We start from the raw sequence: 19,140 nt of genomic DNA, 5'->3' as shown, positions 1-19,140 counted from the left end.
CCATTATATGAAAAATATACTCATCACTGGAGCTAGCGGACAGCTCGCTATGGAAATTCATCAAGAATTGCCTAAGTCCGTCACCAATAACTATATTTTTACCACAAGAAATGAATTGGACGTAACCAATGCGGATAAGGTAGAGGCTTTTTTTAAGAAGCATAAGATAGAATTGGTCATCAATTGTGCCGCCTATACCAATGTCAATGGTTCTGAAATAGATAAGGAAAATGCCAATTTGGTCAATCACCTTGCGGTGAAAAATATTGCCCAAGCATGTACAGATCATAAAAGTGCATGCATTCACCTCTCTACCGATTATGTATTTGCAGGGAACAAAAATACGCCTTATACAGAAACCGATGCGACTTCGCCACTGGGGGCTTATGGACAAACAAAGTTGTTGGGAGAGAGTGCCTTACAACACTCTGATATTGATTTCTTGATTCTAAGAACCTCTTGGCTTTATTCTGCTTTTGGAAACAATTTTGTAAAAAATATTCTACGTATTAGTAAAGAACGTAAGGAACTTAAGGTAGTATTTGACCAAGTAAGTACACCTACGTATGCCAAAGACTTGGCTCGCTTTATTATCTTTGTTATTGAGAATAAGCTCTATAGAGGGAGACAAGATGTCTATCACTTCTCCAACGAAGGGGTATGCTCTTGGTACGATTTTGCGGTAGAGATACTTAAGCTCGCCGGTAGTGATTGTAAGGTGATCCCTTGTAGGACAGAGGATTTCCCCACTCCTGCGGCACGCCCAGCCTATTCGGTATTGGACAAGAACAAGATCAAGACAGATTTCAATTTTCCTATTCCTTACTGGAGAGATTCCTTAGTATCCTTGATGTCTCAAAACACCTCACTTATATAAGATGAAGCATATTTTAATCACAGGCGGAGCGGGCTTTATCGGGGCTAACTTTGTGGTATATTTTGCACAGAAATATCCCGATTATCACTTGGTGAATTTGGATAAACTTACCTATGCGGGGGACTTGACCAACCTTACCGAGGTGGAGCATGCCTCTAACTATACCTTTATAGAAGGTGATATCTGTGATCGTAAGCTTATAGAGTCACTCTTTGGAAAATATAACTTCCAAGGAGTGATTCACTTTGCTGCCGAATCTCATGTGGATAACTCTATCGCTAACCCCGATGCCTTTATCACCACCAACATACATGGGACTTTTACCCTCTTGGATGTAGCACGGCATCACTGGATGGAGGCTCCTTTTGTAGTGAAAGAGGCTTATAAGGAGGCGCGCTTCCATCATATTTCTACCGATGAGGTATATGGTACCTTAGGGGAGACAGGTCTCTTTACTGAGACAACCCCTTATGCGCCTAACTCGCCTTATAGTGCTTCCAAAGCTTCTTCGGACATGATTGTAAGGGCTTACTTCCATACCTATGGAATGAATGTAACCACTTCCAACTGCTCCAATAACTACGGACCTAAGCAGCACAAGGAAAAACTAATTCCAACCATTATCCGCAAGGCGCTACAGGGAGAAGCGATTCCTATCTATGGCGATGGTAAGAATGTACGCGACTGGCTTTATGTATTAGACCACTGTATAGGGATAGATCTCGTATATCATAAGGGAAGAGCAGGGGAGACCTATAATATAGGTGGGCGCAATGAGCGTGATAACCTCTTTATTGCAGGACATATCTGTGAATTGTTAGACCAAAAACAACCTTTGGCAGGGGGTAAGTCCTACAAAGACTTGATTACCTTTGTCAAAGACCGAGCAGGGCACGATCGTCGCTATGCTATTGATGCTACCAAACTCGAAACCGAATTGGGCTGGCGTGCACAAGAAAACTTTGAAACAGGGATTGTCAAAACCATTGATTGGTATCTCTCTTATTTTAAGGATTTGCTATAGCCTCAAAGGCTTTTTATTATGAAAGATATTGTCAAAGGCTACTTATGTGCCTTTATCTCGGCATTTACCTATGGACTGATTCCGCTTTTTATGATTCCTATCAAGAAAGCGGAAGCATTCTCGGTAGATGCCACTCTTTTTTACCGTTTCCTTATCGCCAGCGGATCTATCCTTATTTTCCTTTTCTATCAGAAGGAAAGGCTTCGCATCAGCTTTCGTGAAGGGCTGATTATGAGTGTCTTGGGATTGCTCTATGCGCTTTCTGCAGAGTTCCTATTCTTAGCCTATGACTACCTCAGCCCAGGGATAGCCTCTACGATCTTTTTTTGTTATCCGATTATTGTGGCCTTGGTATTGGTACTCTTTTATAAGGAGAGGGTTACCTTACCAACAGCGTTCTCTCTACTCTTAGTGGTGCTCGGGGTAGGGGTGCTGAGTATCAAGGAGGGGGCTGTTATCAATTATATAGGGTTGGGTATCTCTTTGCTTGGAGCTTTAGTATATGCTCTTTACATTTTGATTGTCAATAAAGTACGTATAGAAGCCTCTGGAGTGAAGGTCTCTTTCTATTCCATGTTGTTTTCCTCGTTGTATTTCTTAGTCAAAGCGCTTATCTTAGGAAGAAGTATTGCGATTCCTTCCTTATCCTTAGCAGGAGACATTACTTTATTTGCCCTTGTTACTACCTCCCTTTCTTTAGTTACCTTAGTGTATGCGGTACGCTATATTGGTTCTACTCCTACGGCGATTATGGGCGCTTTTGAGCCTATTGTGGCGGTGCTTATCAGTGTAGGACTCTTTGGGGAAGCACTTACCTCCTCCTTGGTGATAGGCGGTGTGGTTATCATCGCAGGGGTACTGATAGATATTGTCTTTAGAAAGCATTGAATAAGACATTAACATTCTTCCGAATAAAAAGTCCATCCTTTGAGTTTTTCTTTTTTATACTTCTTCACAAAAGCTTCCTCTACCCATATGCTACGAAGGCTATCCTTATTATAGAAAAAGGCACCTTCTTTAGAGTGATTCGTGATGTGTAGTAACTTGTGCTCTGTATCTATCAGGGTATTATTGGAATATATCTTTGCAGATACCCACTCAAATGTCCCTGGACACTGTTTTTCAAAGAAATCCATGGCTCTTTTGTTTAGCAAATAGATATAGACTTTATCAATGGATATACAATCCCATTTGGCAGCAATAGCTTCGAAGTCAGTAAAGTCAATCCGAATGTTCAAGTGTATAGGTTCAGGATCTTCAAACATCAAATAATCAGTAATAGAACCCTTTACCGACCGAAAAGCACCGTATGCTCTATTTGGGTAATTGTTGGAAGTGCTTATGGTATATAGCATTTTATTAAGTATTTGATTGTTAATGAGAGTTATATTGTATAGTATGGAATAGACGTTAGAGGATAGTGTTATTTATGTTATAGTATTTTTGTTTCTATTTGCTGTATATTACGAAGTATAAGTTACAAACTTACGCTATCATAAGAGTATTTAAATTCTTGTTCTAATTCGTGAATTGTGTTTAAGTAATTTTCTATAAGATAATCACTCATTTTTGTTGTATTTATATGGTTTTTTAATATAGTCAATAACTCTTTTGTTACTTGGAAAGGAATTTTTTCTTTAGTAGATAGTATTTTTTTTACTTCTGTATGAAAATTTTCAATTGATTTCTTTTTAGGACTTATATTAGGTATCGAAATCAAATAGTCCCATCTTTCCTCCCAAGAGTTATATTGAGGGAAAGAGGAAATGTTTAATGATACATAGTAATTTACCTTTTTGAGAGTGGTAGCTTCCTTGAAGAAATTAAAAACCTTGTCAGAAGGATATAGCTTATATCGCCAAACCATATTTCCTATACTTGATATAATATTAATTAGCATACATGTATTGGTTGAGAATGTTTTCCCTATGGCAACTAAGTGTTCAGCCAAAAGAGTGTCTGTTAGTATGGGAATGTAGAATGTAGAAAACTCTTTCCTTGGGAATTTTTCAAAAGCAGACGTTATTTTCTCCAAATCCTCCTCATTATATGATTTCCAAAGGTATAATTTATCCCTTAAGTCTTCTAATATCTTTATTTTCTGTTGCATAAAAGTTACTTTTGATTGATGTAATCATTCAAAATATTCATCAAATTCACTCATATTTCTCTGTATTTAAAAGAGGAACGCCGATAATAGAAAGGATTATCGGCGTTATAGATTATTAGTCACTAGTCACTGGTCATTAGTCACTAGTTACTAACTAAGGAAATCAATGATATTGCTAGCAATCATCGTGTTCTTTTTGGTATTTCTTACGTAGGTATCGGCGGCTTTTCCATGGATATAAACTCCCACAATAGCAGCATTGAGTGGGGTATAGCCCTGAGATAGAAGCCCAGTGATGACCCCAGTAAGTACATCGCCACTACCAGCGGTGGCAAGGGCAGGGTTTCCGGTGGAGTTCACCCAGAAGTGATCTCCGTCAGTAATCATGGTGAAAGCACCCTTGAGCACTAAGATAACCTTGTGTTTCTTGGCAAACTCTTTGGCTTTTGCCTGGCGGTCAAGGTCGTCCGACCATTTGCCGATGAGGCGTTCCAATTCCTTAGGGTGAGGGGTAAGAATGGTATTCTTAGGCAAGGCACGCAGGAGGTCTTCACTGGAGGCGACAAGATTGAGCGCGTCGGCATCAATAACGAAGGGAACGGTAGGGAAATTCCTAAGCAAAGCAGCCAAGGTACCTTGCGCATAGGCAGAAGTCCCCATGCCTATCCCTATTCCGATGGCACTGGGCGAGAAAGGAACATCGGTAGGAGCGAGTTCCTCTTCCTGAGAGGCGGTCAGTACCATAGCCTCGGGAAGGGCTGTTTGTGCGATTTGGTAGCCACACTTAGGTAAGAGTAAGGTAAGCAAGCCAGCTCCACTGCGTAGGGTGGCCTTTCCACTGAGGATAGCCGCCCCTATTTTGCCATAGCTTCCCCCTACGATAAGGGCATGGCCATAGGTACCTTTGTTGGTAAAGCGGTGACGTGTACGTAGTAGCCGCTTGATTTCTTTCTCAGTAGTATAGTCGTATTCGGTATTGGTTTCCTTGAGATAGTCGAAGGAGAGAGGTAGTGGGAGCACTTCCCAGTAGGGGATATATCGTCCTGTTTGGGGAAGTAGGAAGGGGAGCTTGGGAGCGAAGAAGGTCAGTACCACATGAGGGGTTACAAAGACATCCTTCTCATGTCTGTCCTCCCCTAAGTACATGCCCGAAGGAACATCTATACTGATGATAAGGCCTTTCTGTCGGTTGATTTCCTCAAGAACGCGCTGTACCCAAGGGGACACGCGGCGGGAGAGGCCTACGCCGAAGACCGCATCTATGGTAATAGTCTGGGAGCCATTGTATTTGTTGGCTACAAAATCCTCAAAGCCCTTGGCAGGTTTTCCTTTCACAGCAGCAAAGGTTTTTTCATTAGCTTGTAGGTAGTCTTCGGAGGTTTCAGGCTGGGAAACAGAGGAAATCTCCACCTGAGGGAAACCTTCTTTGAGTAGGTTTAAGTTTTTGGTAAAATCTTCTGTGTGAACTTCGCTAAAGGGGACAAGGGTTACTTTTACTTTTTTACCAGCCTGAGCCAGTAGGCGAGCTAAGGCGAGTCCATCGCCTCCGTTGTTGCCTACTCCAGCATAGATATGATAAGGGTTGTCATTAGGAAGATTTTTTTTGATCCAGGCCATAAGGTTATTGGCCGCTCTTTCCATGTGATCCCAAGAGGTAATCTGTTGTTCTCGAATAGTTTGCTCATCTGCTGTGCGCATTTGCTCATTAGTAAGTATTTTCATAGGTGAATTATTTAAGAATTAGTAAAATAATTTAGGTATTTCATGATAAATAGTCGATGTTTCTAAAATAGTATAAGATAGCTTCCTTCAGTAGGGTGTGTTGTTCTTTTTCAGATAGGGATAAGTGATCTTTGGTTCTCCTATAAAAAGGCCAACCTTCCTTATCTCTGTACTCAAAAAAATAGTATCCGAAAGGAACCAATACGCAGCAGGTGGCTATGTGTATAAGGTTGATCTTGTCCTCCTTTGAAAAAGTCTCATGAGGCTTACCAAGCTCCTGAATTCCTATCAAATAAAGGACTTTGTCTATATCCAACTGCATAGGCAGGGAGAAATCTTTCTTGAGCTTTTGCACCAAAGTCTCCCACTGCTCATTGAGTGTTTTTTCAGTTGTCACTAAGGTTGTTCTAAGGGAGAGCAAATATACTAAATTTTATGCAATAAAGAGATATGAACAGTTTTTATTATTTTGTTAAAAACTTTTATTTGCTGACAATCAATATGTTGTGAAATAGTGTGAAATTATTTTTTATATTCTATTGGTATAATCAACTTTTTTTACTACCTTTGTAGTTCAGATTATAAATAGAAAATCCGATTAGAAGATGAAAAAAATCGTTACAAGTATAGCTATTATTAGTTTGCTCGCCGCCTGTGGTGAGAAATCTGCTGAAAAATCTGATTATGCAGTCATTTCAGGAAAGGTGTTCTCAGTAGAATCTCAAGGGGAACCTCAAAAATTACTTCTGTTACAAAATGATGAGGTAGTGAAGGAAATTCCAGTGCTTCAGGATGGAACTTTCCGCGATACCATACGAGAAATAGGAGATAATCACTTCTATTATCTTGTAGAAAATCCTGCCATACAGACCCCTCTTTATTTGGCTAAGGGTGCCAATATCGAACTTACGCTCAATGAAGAGCTGAGCAAAACCATTGTAGCAGGTACTGAAACCAAGCAGACTCAGTATCTGATAGAGCGTAACGCCTTTATTGCAGATAAGATCAATGGAGCAGACTCCAATCTCTTTGGACAAAAACCTCAAGAGTTCAAGGAGAATGTAAAATCCTATTTTGCTGAACTTGAAAATAAGTTGAAAGCCTATGGCTTCGACCAAGAGTTTATTGATAACCAAAAGAAATGGACTAAATATAAATTCGTAGAGTACCTAACCATATACCCTACTTATCATATGTATACCTCAGGCAATGAGGCCATCTTGCCCGATGATTTCTACGCAGAAAGAGAAGGTATTGACTATGATAATGCACAAGAATTCAAAACAGTAGATACCTATCGCGATTTAGTGCGTACTAAGTACTATACCATCATTAAAAATCCGAATGATGCTCAAAATATAAATCAGTTCATCTCGGAGGTAAATGCTCTTAAATCAGATAATATTCGTGCTGATTTGGCCAGAGAGTTACTTAGCCTTATTGCACCAGGCAATCCATTGAACAAGGAAGTATATGACTTTGTTAGTAAGAACTTAATAGATGAAAAGCTTAAAGAAAAAGCCAAAAAAACGTATGAAACAGCCCTTAAGCTCTCTGTAGGGAATCCTTCTCCTAAGTTCTCTAACTATGAAAGTTTTGAAGGAAATAACGTTTCCTTGGATGATTTCAAAGGGAAAGTGGTATATATAGATGTATGGGCAACTTGGTGCATGCCTTGCCGTAGAGAAATCCCTGCACTTAAAGAATTAGAAAAGAAATTCCATGGTAAAGAGGTTGCTTTTATAAGTATTTCTATAGATGAAAACAAAGATGAATGGAAAGAATTTGTAAAAAATGAAGACCTTAAAGGAATACAACTCTATGCTGATAAGAACTTTGAATCCCAATTCATCCAAGACTATGCAATCCGACAGATACCAACTTTCCTACTTATAGACAAAGAGGGTAAGATCGTTAATGCTGATGCGCCACGCCCTTCTAGCGAAGAAATATCAGGTATCTTAGAAGGTTTACTAAAAAAGTAATAGACAAACTTCTAAATTATAGAAAGACTGCCCCCAAAAGGCAGTCTTTTGTAGTTAAAATCAGCTTAAAATTTTATCCATGCAAAAACATTGCGTACCGACTCCATATCTTTGTACTCGTAATGAACATTAACTATTAATCATTAATAAAGTGGAAGATAAAACTTTAATCAAGAAACGAATTGACTGGTTTTGTAGAAACAAAATCAATGCTTTTTCACCTACTATTTCTCCAGCTCCTAAATCGGTAGAGCGCAATGAGATAGAAAGCCTTTATGAAGGACTGTTATGGTTTGTCCAAAATGGCATACAAGAAGTGGTTATTGAGAAGAAATACATGGGTTCGTATTGTGATATTTACCTACATAATCACTTGGAAGAGAGTTATTTGGTAAGTAGAAATGGGTATAAGATTACCTATTTGGACAAGGAAAAATGGCTCGCAGCCTTGCGCCCTCTGCACGAGCGTTTTTCGTGGGATGGGGTAGTGCTGAGGATTATCCAGTCGGAACTGATGCCTTGGTCTGTCTTAGGGAAAGGTTTGATAACCAATGAGTTTGCAGCTTATTACATTTCTCATGAGATACATGCCAACTATCTGGAGCAGGGCTCCTTATATGAGAAGCTCCGTAAGATACAGCAGACCCCAGCATATCAGACCTTCGTAGAGGACGCAAAGCAGCTTTCCGATAAGCAACTGAAAGAGAAATATCCCAATCACATCATCCGGCAATACCAGTCGGTACGGGATTTCAGATTCTTCGATTTGCCACATTACCAGCAACAAATAGCCCTTTTCAAGCGACAATTGGATATTTTTGGTAAGGAAGCAGAACTTTTCTTCAAGCCTTTTAATATACTCAAGCAAGTGAATAGTGATGGCAGTGAGTACTTTGTCAATGACAATCTCAGTTTCCGTCAGGTCAATGATGATGAATGCTTACATTATCTTTTCACTGATGAGGCAGACTTCGAAGCGAAGTACCCCGAGATACGCACTTGGGTGGACAAGGTCAATCAGAGTGACGAAGAAGGGGTGGTCATCAAGCCACGTACAGCTTTCCTTCCCGGGATGCCACCAGCCTTTAAGGTACGTAACAATGATTACCTGACCTTGGTCTATGGAGTGGATTTCCAAGATAGGCTACAAGAGCAAATTGCCAAGCGTAATATTAAGGGAAAGCTCCGTTGTTCTATCAATGACTGGGCGATCAATGCCAAGCTATTGGCCATTCCTTATAGTGAGTTACATGAGGAAAACTACGAACTGAAGAACTTAGTGCTCGACCGTATATTAGGTGAAGAAATAGAAAACCAATTAGATAGCAGACTATGAGTATCTCCAATAAATCCCATTACTTTCCCCAACTCCTTATTCTGGTGGGGGCACCAGGATCGGGCAAGTCTACCTTTGCCCGCTATTTTATCCGTACCGAAGACAATTGGGTACGGGTCAATCGCGATGACTTCCGCCAAATGCAGTTTGGCGACTCTCTTATGTCGCCTTTCTATGAGGAACGTATTACCAAGATGGTGGAAGCCTCTGTCCTAACCCTTTTGAAAAATCGTACCAATGTGATTATCGATGCCACCAACTGCTCTCTGCGCACTCTGGAGGATATGATACATGCCTACACCGAGTATGCCGATATTTCCTTTAAGGTCTTTGACTTCTCGGTGGAAGAGCTTGTCAAGCGTTGTGATAAGCGTTGCCAGCAGATAGGCAAGTTTATCCCCAAAAGTGCCATAGAAAAGCATGTTACCCAATTGCAGTACACCAAGGAAAAGTTTGATTTCAAGCCAATTCCTCGTACGGTAAAGGAGGCTACCCTTACCTATGCCAAGCAGGATAGCTCCTTGCCCAAGGCACTGATCTGTGACTTGGACGGTACCCTTTCTTTGCTCAATGGCCGCGATCCTTACGATGCTTCTTCTGCGGATGAGGACTTGCTCAATACCCCAGTGGCAAGTATTCTTGCTATGGCCAAGGCACAAGGCTACAAAGTGCTTCTCCTTTCGGGAAGAGAACAACTTTATCGAGAACCAACCGAGCGCTTTTTAGCTAAGCATCAAATTGCCTATGACCTATTGCTCATGCGTGCCACCAATGATTATAGAAAGGACAACATCATCAAAAAAGAACTTTTCCTGCAAGAAATAGCGGGTAAGTACTTCGTAGAGTTTCTCTTAGACGATCGTAACCAAGTAGTGGATATGTGGCGTAGGGACTTGCAATTGCCTTGTTTTCAAGTAAATTATGGGGACTTTTGAGAAATCAAAAGTCTTTTTTTCTATAGTTTTTCAAATTAACAATACAAGTTATATAATTAACATTTTTTTCACTTCAAAAAACCGTACCTTTGTATCCTATTAAAAACATTCTTTGTTTTAGTATAAATTCCATTATTTTACACTACAAATATTATATAACTGATGAGAAAAATCTATTTGCTTTACTTACTATTGGGACTGTCTACAATAGCTACAGCCCAAGAACGTCTCTTATTTGGGATTGTCAAAGATGAAAAAAATGAACCTCTCTTGGGTGTAACAGTCATGATAGAGGGTATGGGCAAAGGAGTGGCTACCGATATCAATGGAACCTATTCCCTAGAGGTGAAAGATGGCCAGGTACTGACTTTCTCTTCTGTTGGCTATCAAGTACAACACCATGTGGTAACTCCTGATCTTAAAAAACTGGATGTTTCCTTATCTTTGCAGGTAGAAAAAATCCCTGAAGTAGTGGTAGTGGGTTTTGGAAAGAAACAAGCGGTTAAGGAACTCACCGGTGCGGTGAGTAAGCTGGATAATGTATCGGATAACAATTCCATTTCGGTAGATAAAGTACTCTTGGGTAGGGTAGCAGGGGTGCAAGGGGGAACGGCCTCCGGACAGCCAGGAAGTGCGGCTACCATTCGTATCCGTGGGGTGGCTTCGGTCAATGGACGTAACGAACCGGTCTATGTGATAGATGGGGTGAGAGTTACCCACGGTGACCATGCACAGAATACAAGAGGGAATAATGTATTGGCAGGTTTGAATAATGATGATATAGAGAGTGTTACCGTTCTCAAGGATGCGGTATCTACGGCCTTATATGGGGCAGATACAGGCTCTGGAGTGGTGATCATTACTACCAAATCGGGTAAGAAGGGAGCTGCTGATTTTCATATCTCGAGTGAGATAGGGCTGGTCTCTCGTGCCGCAGTAGGAGAGAAACCCCTCACCACTGAACAGTGGTTGGGTTTCCTATACGATGCCTATCTCAATAGTGAAGAAGGTTCAGCCGCTTATCCTAACAAAGAGGCGCTCCTGGCTGACCTTCAGGCGGGGAATGTCTCTGCTGGTAATGGAGGATTTATATTACAGGAGATCTATAACCAAAGACACATTAATACCGATTGGAGAAAGCTCGTGGAAAATAAAATGGCGCTCTACCAAGAAATCAATGCCACCGTCTCTGGCGGAAATGATAAGCTGTCCTATTATTCTTCTTTGGGCTACCTCAAGGAAGATGGTATCGTCAAAGCAAATAGCTTCGAGAGAGTAACCAGTAGCAATAAGATTGACTTCCAAGCCACCAGTAAGCTACGTCTCTCGACTAATATTCAGCTCTCTTATGCCAATACATTGGCACAACCAGAAGGGCCACAGTCTTCCGATCCTGTATATGGACAATATATGAACCGCCCTACAGAAAGTGCCTATAACTCAGATGGTTCCCTTAACTATGGCCAATATGGGGCGCTTTCCAATGGAACCTATAATATAGTAGCACTACAAAAACTAAACCATAATAAAAACCAAACAGTAAGGGCACTTACTAATTTTCAATTGGACTATCAGTTGACTAAAAACCTCCTTTATAAGTTCGTTTTTGCCCCAGAGTATATTGACTTAGCGGAAGATGGTTACAAATCCCCCGTACATGGAGATGCTTTCTATACCAAAGGGGAGGCTGATTGGTTCAATACACGTATATTTAGCTTCAATCTACAGAATATCCTTTCCTATGACTTGGCTATAAAGAACAAAAATTACCTCTCGGCAAGTCTTATTCAGGAAGCATATCGCTCCGATCAGAAGAATATAGATGCTGTTATCTTTACCGCCGGTTCTAATAAGCTCAAGACCCTCTCCAGCTTTATTAAGCCTGTTTCTATCGCAGGTACGAGGGAGCTTAATTCTCGTGAGGGCTATGCCCTGACCTTACATTATGATTATGATAAGTTATTCCTGTTAGACCTTTCTGGTAGGCAGGATAGATTATCCAATTTCTGGGAAAAGAACCGTACAGGTTATTTCTATTCAGTAGGATTAGGGGTGGATTTGGCACGTTTGGAGTTCTTTAAGAAGACAAAGCGGCTCTCACAGCTGAAGTTCTCCACCTCCTATGGTCGTTTAGGAAACATGGTCTATGTCTCTCCTTATGCAAGCTATCAGTATAGCTTCAATTATGACCACAAAGCGGCGGGTGTTCCTATAGGAGTGGACAACCCCGACCTACGCTGGGAGACACTCTACCCGCTGAATGTAGGCTTAGATGTAGGACTTTTCTCGGATAGAATAACCCTTTCTACTGCTTATTTCCTAAAGAAAACTAGGGATATGATCTTCTCTCTACCACTTTCCGTAGCTCAGGGGTCTTATACCGCAACCAAACAGGTGAATGTAGGAGAAATGGAGAACAAAGGTTGGGAACTGGCTCTCAATGCAGAAGTAATAAGGAGCGAAGAAGGATTCAATTGGCAACTTGGTGGGCATATCAGCACGCTTGCCAACAAAGTTACTCAAATGTATGATGACACTCCTATCACATTTCCCAATCGTATCCTCCAAAAGGGAGAAAATGTAGGGTCTTTTTACTTAAAAAAATGGGCAGGAGTGAATCCAGATACGGGAGCACCTCTTTGGTATAAGAATGGAAAAGATGGAGAGACGACCTCTGTTTATAGTGAAGCCAAGGAAGCTATACAGGGAAGCTATCTCGCTTCTCTCTATGGAGGATTTGATACCAAAATCTCCTATAAGAACCTATCCCTCTTAGCGCAGTTTGCTTATGGATTTGGCAATAAGCTCTATGATTCCTCTGCTTCTTGGGCGAAGGATGATGGAAAGACTACCTATATGTATCCAGGCTATGCCTCTCAGGTAGAATCCTATTGGACACCTCAGCATCGCAATAGTGAAAACCCTAAGCCTATCTGGGATGGTAATGCGCTCTCCTCGGAGCCCTCTACCCGTTACTTATATGATGGAGATTACTTGCGCCTACAGGTTCTGAAACTCTCCTATGACCTTCCTACCGATTGGCTCGAAGGTACCTACCTCAAGCATTTACAGTGCTATCTTCTTGGGGATAACCTATGGACTTATAACTTTGACAAAAGATTCAAAGGAGATCCCGAAGCGCAAGCCGATGGAACTGTCGATTTTGTCCTTCCTGCTCTCAGAACCCTAAGTTTGGGAATAAATATTAACTTTTAAATCACGAAAAATGAAGAAGAACATCTATCACTTAGCACTTATAGTTTCCCTTATACTATTTTCTTCCTGTAGTAAGGACTTTACCGAAACACAATTCTTTCAGTCGGATAGTGCTGACGAAGGAATTACCTCCGTAGAACAGCTTTCTTCTCTTCTTAGGGGAGCTTATGTAAGTATGAGAGATGCCAACTACTTGGGATGCAATTACAGAGCTTATGCTGAAGTACGTTCGGACGAAATGCATTACCTCTTCAACGCTCCTTCCCTGACGGAGGTGGCTACCTATACCCTTAGCGGGCAAGATGTTTATAGTCCCCCGGAGTTTACTTGGAAGACCATCTATCAGGTGGTAGCCTCTGCCAATATTGTGCTTAGTGCTCCTGATGATCTTCCCTGGGGGGAAGGAAATACACCCCAAGAAAGAACGAATGAGGTTAAAAAACTCAAGGCACAAGCTTATACTGTACGTGCCTTGGCATTCTTTGACCTATTGCGACTCTACGGACAGAAATATACAGGAGGTACTTTAGGAATAGTGCTGCCGACACGTTATGATGCCAATGCCCGTTCCACCAGAGCTACTATAGCTCAGACAGAGGCTCAAATAGAGGCAGATTTCCAAAAAGCAGTTGAATTATTTGAACAAGTCGCTGCTTCACAAGGAGTTCCTTTAGAAAATCTAGTAGATACGGATCACAGGAATTATATCTCTCCCTTGGCTGTAAAAGCATTACAATCAAGGTATTACTTGTATAAAGGTGAATGGCAAAGAGCTGCTGAATGTGCCCAAGAGGTAATCTTCTCAGGGATATACCAGCCAGCTGCTGCTTCTGACCTGAAAGGTTCTTTCCAAAAAGCGAATGCATCCAACAGTATATTCGAACTTACCGTAGGGATTAACGGTACGCTCTCTACTCAATCCTATGACTATTTGATTCACTCAAGAGGGACAGGTGCATTGGCCGTATCTCAGCAGGCACAACAACTTTACGAACCGGGTGATGTGAGAGCTTCCTTGATAGAGACGGATGACCCCCTCGGTGTGGAGATGTATTTCTTGAATGATAAATTCTCTGACCTAGAAGGAAATAGTAATATAAAGGTAATTCGTTATGAAGAGGTAATGCTCAACGCCATAGAAGCACTTCTGCACAGTGGAGATAATGAGACAGCACTGACCCTCTACAACGAGCTAAGAGAGCAAAGAGGCTTTACTGAAGAGGTCGATGCCATCTCCTTGGATGAACTCAAAAAGGAGCGTGTAAGAGAACTCTTAGGCGAAGGCTTCCGCTATTGGGACTTACTACGCTGGGGAGATACGGTACCTCAGGGCAATATAGATGGCTCTTTCTCTCCAAACAATAATAAAACAGTGCCTAACAGACTCTTTGCCTTCCCTATCCCTCAAATAGAGCGAATGAGCCCTAATAGCAAAGGGGTACAGCAGAATGAAGGATACTAACATATCAAATAAACCCATTAATAATCAAAAAATAACATGAAAAAAATCATTACAACAGTAACCCTTATGAGTTTGCTCACTGCATGTGGAGAAAAAGCAACACAAGGAAAAGATGACTATGCGATTATCTCCGGAAGGGTATCTACTCCTGGGGAAATTGAGAAAGTATTACTTGCACAGAACAATGAAGTCGTTAAAGAAATCCCTGTAGGCTCCGATGGTTCTTTCTTAGATACCATACGACCTATAACAGATAACCATTATTACTACCTCTTCGAAAGTCCTATATTGCAGGTTCCTATTTATTTAGATAAACAAACCAACTTGAAGCTAACTTTCGATAAAGATTTGGGAAAAACAGTTATTTCAGGTACAGAAAAGGAAGAAAATCAGTATCTATTGGAAAGAGAAGTCTTAATCAATAATAAGATATTCCGCTCCGATGCTGAACTTTTTAAGCAAGAACCAAAAGTGTTCAAGGAAAACATAAAAAAATACTTTGGTGAACTTCAAACAAAGCTAAATAGCTATAAATTTGATGGAGAATTTCTTAAAAAACAACAGAAATGGATAAAATATAAGCTCGCTGAGTGTTTGATAGATTATCCTAACTCCTATAATTATTTTTTAGGAACTCGACCTGTACTTCCAGAGGATTTTTATGAGGAAACAAAAGGAATTGATTTTGACAATGCGCAAGAATATGAATCCGATGAGGCTTACGGAGACTTAGTACAAAGAAAATATTTCCAGCAAATAAGTGATCCAGAAGATCCTGAACAATTGGAAAACTTTATCAAGACCATAGCCGCGCTCAAGTCTGCTAATATCCGTTCTGATTTTGCAGAAGGCTTAGCTGCTATGATCCAACCAAGCAATCCAAAGAATAAGGAAATCTTAGACTTCGTATTGGCCAATTCCAAAGATGAGGAAGTCAAACAAACTGCCCAGTTGGCTTACGATAAGCTCACAAAGCTTGCTGTAGGGGCGCCTTCACCCGTCTTTACCAACTATGAAAATGCCAACGGAGGTACAAATTCTCTCTCCGACTTCAAAGGAAAACTCGTATATGTAGATGTATGGGCTACTTGGTGTCGTCCTTGTTTGGCAGAAATCCCAGCGCTCAAGGCTTTGCATGATAAGTTCAAGGCCAATAAGAACATTGAGTTTGTGAGCATCTCTGTCGATGACGACAAAGAAGCTTGGAAAAAAGCGGTAAAAGACAAACAGCTTAAAGGGGTACAGCTCATTGCGGATAAGGCCTTCGAGTCTCAGTTTATTCAGGACTATGGCATTAACCAGATTCCTACTTTCTTACTTATTGATAAGGACGGAAATATCTTAGACGCTAATGCACCCCGCCCTTCTGACCCTGAAATAGAGAAAGTTTTATCAAAATAAAATTTGAACAAAATAGAGGTAAATCCTTAGTGGTTCGTGCTAAAGTGAAGCACGAATCACTAAGGATTAAATTTAACATTTTGAAAAGTTATAATTAAATAAATAATTGTACATTTGCCTCGTTCTAAAATCTTTTCCATGTCCTTAACGCTTATAGCTGCCTTAGACCTTGACCATGGTATAGGCAAGAAAAACCAACTACTATGGCATCTGCCGGATGATTTTCAGCACTTTAAGCAGCTTACCATGGGGCATTGTGTAATCATGGGGCGCAAAACACTCGAATCGCTCCCAAGGCTACTCCCTAAGCGAACCCATATTGTGCTCTCTCGCGACCCTAATTATCAGCGAGAACACTGTATCGTTGTAACCTCTATAGAGGAGGCGATAGCTGTGGCACAGCAGCAGGACCAACAGCCCTTTGTCATAGGGGGAGGAGAGATATATAGGTTGGCTTTGCCTTATGCAACCTCTTTGGAACTCACTCAAGTACAAGCCCGTTTTCAGGCAGATACCTTCTTTCCAGAAATCGACCCTCGAGAATGGCAACTGATAAGACGAGACTTTCATCCTAAGGATGAAAGGCACGCCTATGACTTTTATTTCGTAACCTATAACAAACTATTGTAAGATGAAAAAACTATTATTTTCCCTTCTTCTCCTCCTTACCACAACAGCAGGGGCACAGGTAACTTCTGAAAATCTTGGCTCCAAGGATATGGACGGTACCCGAAAGGTAACCATTGTTCTCCCTGATGGATACGACAAGCGTGATAAGTACCCACTCTTTGTGGTGCTCAATGCCAGTCGATTGCTCGAACCAACGGTCACTACCATGCGCTATTTCTCCCGTACCGGAGAGATGCCTCCTTCTATTATTGTAGGGGTTTACAATAATGAAGATGATGTAGCAGTACCTGAAGAAACAGGAGTTCCCTTTAACGAAACAGCTGTCTTTTTCGAATTCATAGGGCAGGAGCTCATTCCCCGCATACAAAGCAAATATGCAACCAATGGCTTCAAGGGAATTATTGCCGATGGGGAAGCGGCCAACTTTATCAATTATTATCTACTCAAAGAAAACTCCCTTTTCAATGCTTATGTCTCCCTCTCTCCTAATGTGATGGAGAAGATAACTACTTCTATCCCAGAACAATTGGCTTCTTTCAAGACTCCTATTTTCTATTATCTTGGTTGGACTCAGGAAGAAGACAATGCCACCCTGAAGAAAATAACAGACTTGGATAAGCTCATGAAGATCAAAGAGCTGGAACATAGTTTCTATTTCTCTCAAGAGTTTCCCAAAATCACCACCAGTACCGTCTCCCTAACTGGTATTAGCGAGGCGCTCAACCTCTTCTTTGAGGAATACCGACCTATTACCATGCGCGAATATGCTGAAAAGGTACTCAAGGTGCAGAATAATACTACTCAATATATACAGGACAAATATAAGAAAATCAAAGAATTATATGGGATAGACAAAGAACCTCTCTTGGAGGATGTCAAGGCAATCTATGCAGCAATCCTCAAAAATGCAGACTTCGAGTCACTTCCTATACTGATTAAGTATATCAAGCCTTATTACAAGGATACGGCCTTACCAGACTATTTGGAAGGGGATTACTACATCCGTATTCAGGAGCCACAGAAGGCTTTCCGCTCTCTTCAGCGTGCTTATGGGGCTAAAGAAATAGACTTCGTAACCAAGGAATTGGTAAGCCAATCCCTTGAAAAACTCCAAAAAGAATACCGAGGCAAGCTCAAAACGAAGAAGGGAGATGTTACTATAAAGGAAACGCCTAAGCAGCAACCCGCTGATACAGAGGGAGATAGTGCCCAAGCGCCTGCTGAAAGCCAACCCCAATAAGGCGGTAAAGAAAAACACTAAAAAATATTTGGAGTATCACTAAAAATGTTATATCTTTGCACCTCAAATTAAATATTAAGTTTTTATGAATCATTACGAAACTGTTTTCATTTTGAATCCCGTTTTATCTGAAGCCCAGATAAAGGAAGCAGTTGAGAAATTTGAGAATTTCTTGACCTCAAAGGGTGCTGAAATGGTGGCAAAAGAAGATTGGGGCTTGAAGAAATTAGCCTATTCTATCCAAAACAAAAAAAGTGGATTTTACCACTTATTCGAATTCAAGGCTCCAGGAGAGATTATCGAATCCTTCGAAGTGGAATTCCGTCGCGATGAGCGTGTGATGCGTTACCTTACCGTAAAGCTCGACAAAGATGCTATCGCATGGGCAGAGAAAAGAAGAGCAAAGTTGAACAGTAAAAAAGCCTAAAACATGTCTATCGAACAACAAGCAAAAGGAAAAAAAGAGGGAGATATCAGATATCTTACTCCACTGAATATAGATACCAACAAAAATAAAAAATATTGCCGTTTCAAAAAGTTAGGTATCAAATATATTGATTACAAAGACCCTGATTTCTTATTGAAATTTATTAACGAACAAGGTAAGTTGTTGCCTCGTCGTATCACTGGTACTTCTCTGAAGTTTCAACGAAAGATCGCAGTAGCCGTTAAGCGTGCACGTCACTTAGCCCTATTGCCTTATGTAGCCGATTTGTTAAAATAATTAATTCAAGGAATCAATGGAAATTATACTTAAAAATGATGTCCCTAACTTAGGGTTCAAGGACGATATAGTAACCGTGAAAAACGGATATGGGCGTAATTATCTTATTCCTCAAGGCCTCGCTCAGTTGGCTACTCCTTCTGCTAAAAAGGTGTTGGCTGAGAACTTAAAACAAAGAGCCTTCAAGGAAAAGAAAATTGTAGAAGATGCGAAGCAATTGGCTAAGGCGCTCCAACAGTTAGAAATAAAGATTGCTGCTAAGGCAGGGGTAGGTAACAAACTCTTCGGTTCTATAAACCATGATGATCTTGCCCAAGAACTTCTTAAGGCTGGACACCAAGTGGATAAGAAATACATCTATATCGCTGGTGGTAATATTAAGCAAACAGGTAAGTACGAGGCCTCTGTACGTTTGCACAGAGAGGTAATCGTTTCTGTACCTTTTGAAATAGTAGCCGAAAATAACTAAACGTTTTTA

Annotated in this window: 18 protein-coding genes; 14 read left to right on the top strand and 4 right to left on the bottom strand. The window is 40.8% G+C overall.

The genetic code is table 11. The features are described from left to right. The first annotated feature begins 7 nt into the window (after nucleotides 1-7). The 3 genes from rfbD to HMPREF1551_RS00260 are packed head-to-tail and all read left to right on the top strand — an operon-like array spanning nucleotide 8 to nucleotide 2,789. Complete coding sequence (gene rfbD / locus HMPREF1551_RS00270) at nucleotides 8-877, top strand: dTDP-4-dehydrorhamnose reductase (RefSeq protein ID WP_021626971.1); 870 nt, start codon at nucleotides 8-10, stop codon at nucleotides 875-877. A 1-nt stretch (nucleotide 878) separates the two neighbouring features. After that, nucleotides 879-1,901, top strand: a complete 1,023-nt coding sequence (rfbB, locus tag HMPREF1551_RS00265; RefSeq protein ID WP_021626970.1) for a dTDP-glucose 4,6-dehydratase — start codon at nucleotides 879-881, stop codon at nucleotides 1,899-1,901. 18 nt (nucleotides 1,902-1,919) lie between these two features. Then, nucleotides 1,920-2,789: a DMT family transporter gene (locus HMPREF1551_RS00260; protein ID WP_021626969.1), complete on the top strand. Its 870-nt coding sequence runs from the start codon at nucleotides 1,920-1,922 to the stop codon at nucleotides 2,787-2,789. Between the two features lie 8 nt (nucleotides 2,790-2,797). Here HMPREF1551_RS00260 and HMPREF1551_RS00255 read toward each other — a convergent pair whose 3' ends face one another. The 4 genes from HMPREF1551_RS00255 to HMPREF1551_RS00240 all read right to left on the bottom strand — a co-directional run bounded on the left by HMPREF1551_RS00255 (nucleotide 2,798) and on the right by HMPREF1551_RS00240 (nucleotide 6,130). Beyond that, a complete protein-coding gene (locus HMPREF1551_RS00255) occupies nucleotides 2,798-3,166 on the bottom strand; it encodes a hypothetical protein (protein WP_231374940.1) in 369 nt (122 codons plus the stop codon). A 212-nt stretch (nucleotides 3,167-3,378) separates the two neighbouring features. Further along, nucleotides 3,379-4,011, bottom strand: coding sequence for a hypothetical protein (locus tag HMPREF1551_RS00250; RefSeq protein WP_021626967.1), 633 nt, complete (start codon nucleotides 4,009-4,011; stop codon nucleotides 3,379-3,381). Between the two features lie 150 nt (nucleotides 4,012-4,161). Further along, nucleotides 4,162-5,733, bottom strand: coding sequence for an NAD(P)H-hydrate dehydratase (locus tag HMPREF1551_RS00245; protein WP_021626966.1), 1,572 nt, complete (start codon nucleotides 5,731-5,733; stop codon nucleotides 4,162-4,164). Between the two features lie 40 nt (nucleotides 5,734-5,773). Next, on the bottom strand, nucleotides 5,774-6,130 hold the full coding sequence (locus tag HMPREF1551_RS00240) for a hypothetical protein (RefSeq protein WP_021626965.1): 357 nt from the start codon (nucleotides 6,128-6,130) through the stop codon (nucleotides 5,774-5,776). 208 nt (nucleotides 6,131-6,338) lie between these two features. On the opposite strand from HMPREF1551_RS00240, the gene HMPREF1551_RS00235 reads away from it, so the two are divergent. The 11 genes from HMPREF1551_RS00235 to rplI all read left to right on the top strand — a co-directional run bounded on the left by HMPREF1551_RS00235 (nucleotide 6,339) and on the right by rplI (nucleotide 19,131). Beyond that, nucleotides 6,339-7,718 carry a TlpA family protein disulfide reductase gene (locus HMPREF1551_RS00235; RefSeq protein ID WP_021626964.1) on the top strand — a complete coding sequence of 460 codons (1,380 nt, stop codon included), beginning with the start codon at nucleotides 6,339-6,341 and terminating at the stop codon, nucleotides 7,716-7,718. Between the two features lie 151 nt (nucleotides 7,719-7,869). Beyond that, complete coding sequence (locus HMPREF1551_RS00230; protein ID WP_021626963.1) at nucleotides 7,870-9,054, top strand: hypothetical protein; 1,185 nt, start codon at nucleotides 7,870-7,872, stop codon at nucleotides 9,052-9,054. Continuing rightward, nucleotides 9,051-9,989 carry an AAA family ATPase gene (locus HMPREF1551_RS00225; protein WP_021626962.1) on the top strand — a complete coding sequence of 313 codons (939 nt, stop codon included), beginning with the start codon at nucleotides 9,051-9,053 and terminating at the stop codon, nucleotides 9,987-9,989. The genes HMPREF1551_RS00230 and HMPREF1551_RS00225 overlap by 4 nt, the downstream gene beginning before the upstream one ends. 162 nt (nucleotides 9,990-10,151) lie before the next feature. Then, nucleotides 10,152-13,205 carry a SusC/RagA family TonB-linked outer membrane protein gene (locus tag HMPREF1551_RS00220; protein WP_021626961.1) on the top strand — a complete coding sequence of 1,018 codons (3,054 nt, stop codon included), beginning with the start codon at nucleotides 10,152-10,154 and terminating at the stop codon, nucleotides 13,203-13,205. Between the two features lie 10 nt (nucleotides 13,206-13,215). Then, nucleotides 13,216-14,667, top strand: coding sequence for a RagB/SusD family nutrient uptake outer membrane protein (locus HMPREF1551_RS00215; protein ID WP_021626960.1), 1,452 nt, complete (start codon nucleotides 13,216-13,218; stop codon nucleotides 14,665-14,667). A 36-nt stretch (nucleotides 14,668-14,703) separates the two neighbouring features. Next, the gene (locus HMPREF1551_RS00210; RefSeq protein ID WP_021626959.1) at nucleotides 14,704-16,068 is read left to right on the top strand and encodes a TlpA family protein disulfide reductase; all 1,365 of its coding nucleotides are present in this window, start codon (nucleotides 14,704-14,706) and stop codon (nucleotides 16,066-16,068) included. Nucleotides 16,069-16,206: 138 nt separating this feature from the next. Next, nucleotides 16,207-16,698: a dihydrofolate reductase gene (locus tag HMPREF1551_RS00205; protein ID WP_021626958.1), complete on the top strand. Its 492-nt coding sequence runs from the start codon at nucleotides 16,207-16,209 to the stop codon at nucleotides 16,696-16,698. Between the two features lies 1 nt (nucleotide 16,699). Further along, nucleotides 16,700-17,938: an alpha/beta hydrolase gene (locus HMPREF1551_RS00200; protein WP_021626957.1), complete on the top strand. Its 1,239-nt coding sequence runs from the start codon at nucleotides 16,700-16,702 to the stop codon at nucleotides 17,936-17,938. 85 nt (nucleotides 17,939-18,023) lie between these two features. Beyond that, the gene (gene rpsF / locus HMPREF1551_RS00195; protein WP_021626956.1) at nucleotides 18,024-18,365 is read left to right on the top strand and encodes a 30S ribosomal protein S6; all 342 of its coding nucleotides are present in this window, start codon (nucleotides 18,024-18,026) and stop codon (nucleotides 18,363-18,365) included. A gap of 3 nt (nucleotides 18,366-18,368) precedes the next feature. Continuing rightward, on the top strand, nucleotides 18,369-18,662 hold the full coding sequence (gene rpsR / locus HMPREF1551_RS00190) for a 30S ribosomal protein S18 (protein WP_002670530.1): 294 nt from the start codon (nucleotides 18,369-18,371) through the stop codon (nucleotides 18,660-18,662). Between the two features lie 16 nt (nucleotides 18,663-18,678). After that, the gene (gene rplI, locus HMPREF1551_RS00185) at nucleotides 18,679-19,131 is read left to right on the top strand and encodes a 50S ribosomal protein L9 (RefSeq protein ID WP_021626955.1); all 453 of its coding nucleotides are present in this window, start codon (nucleotides 18,679-18,681) and stop codon (nucleotides 19,129-19,131) included. Nucleotides 19,132-19,140: the final 9 nt, after the last annotated feature.

The sequence above is a fragment of the Capnocytophaga sp. oral taxon 863 str. F0517 genome, assembly GCF_000466425.1.
GTDB lineage: Bacteria > Bacteroidota > Bacteroidia > Flavobacteriales > Flavobacteriaceae > Capnocytophaga.
This window is presented reverse-complemented; position numbering and strand designations above follow the sequence as displayed.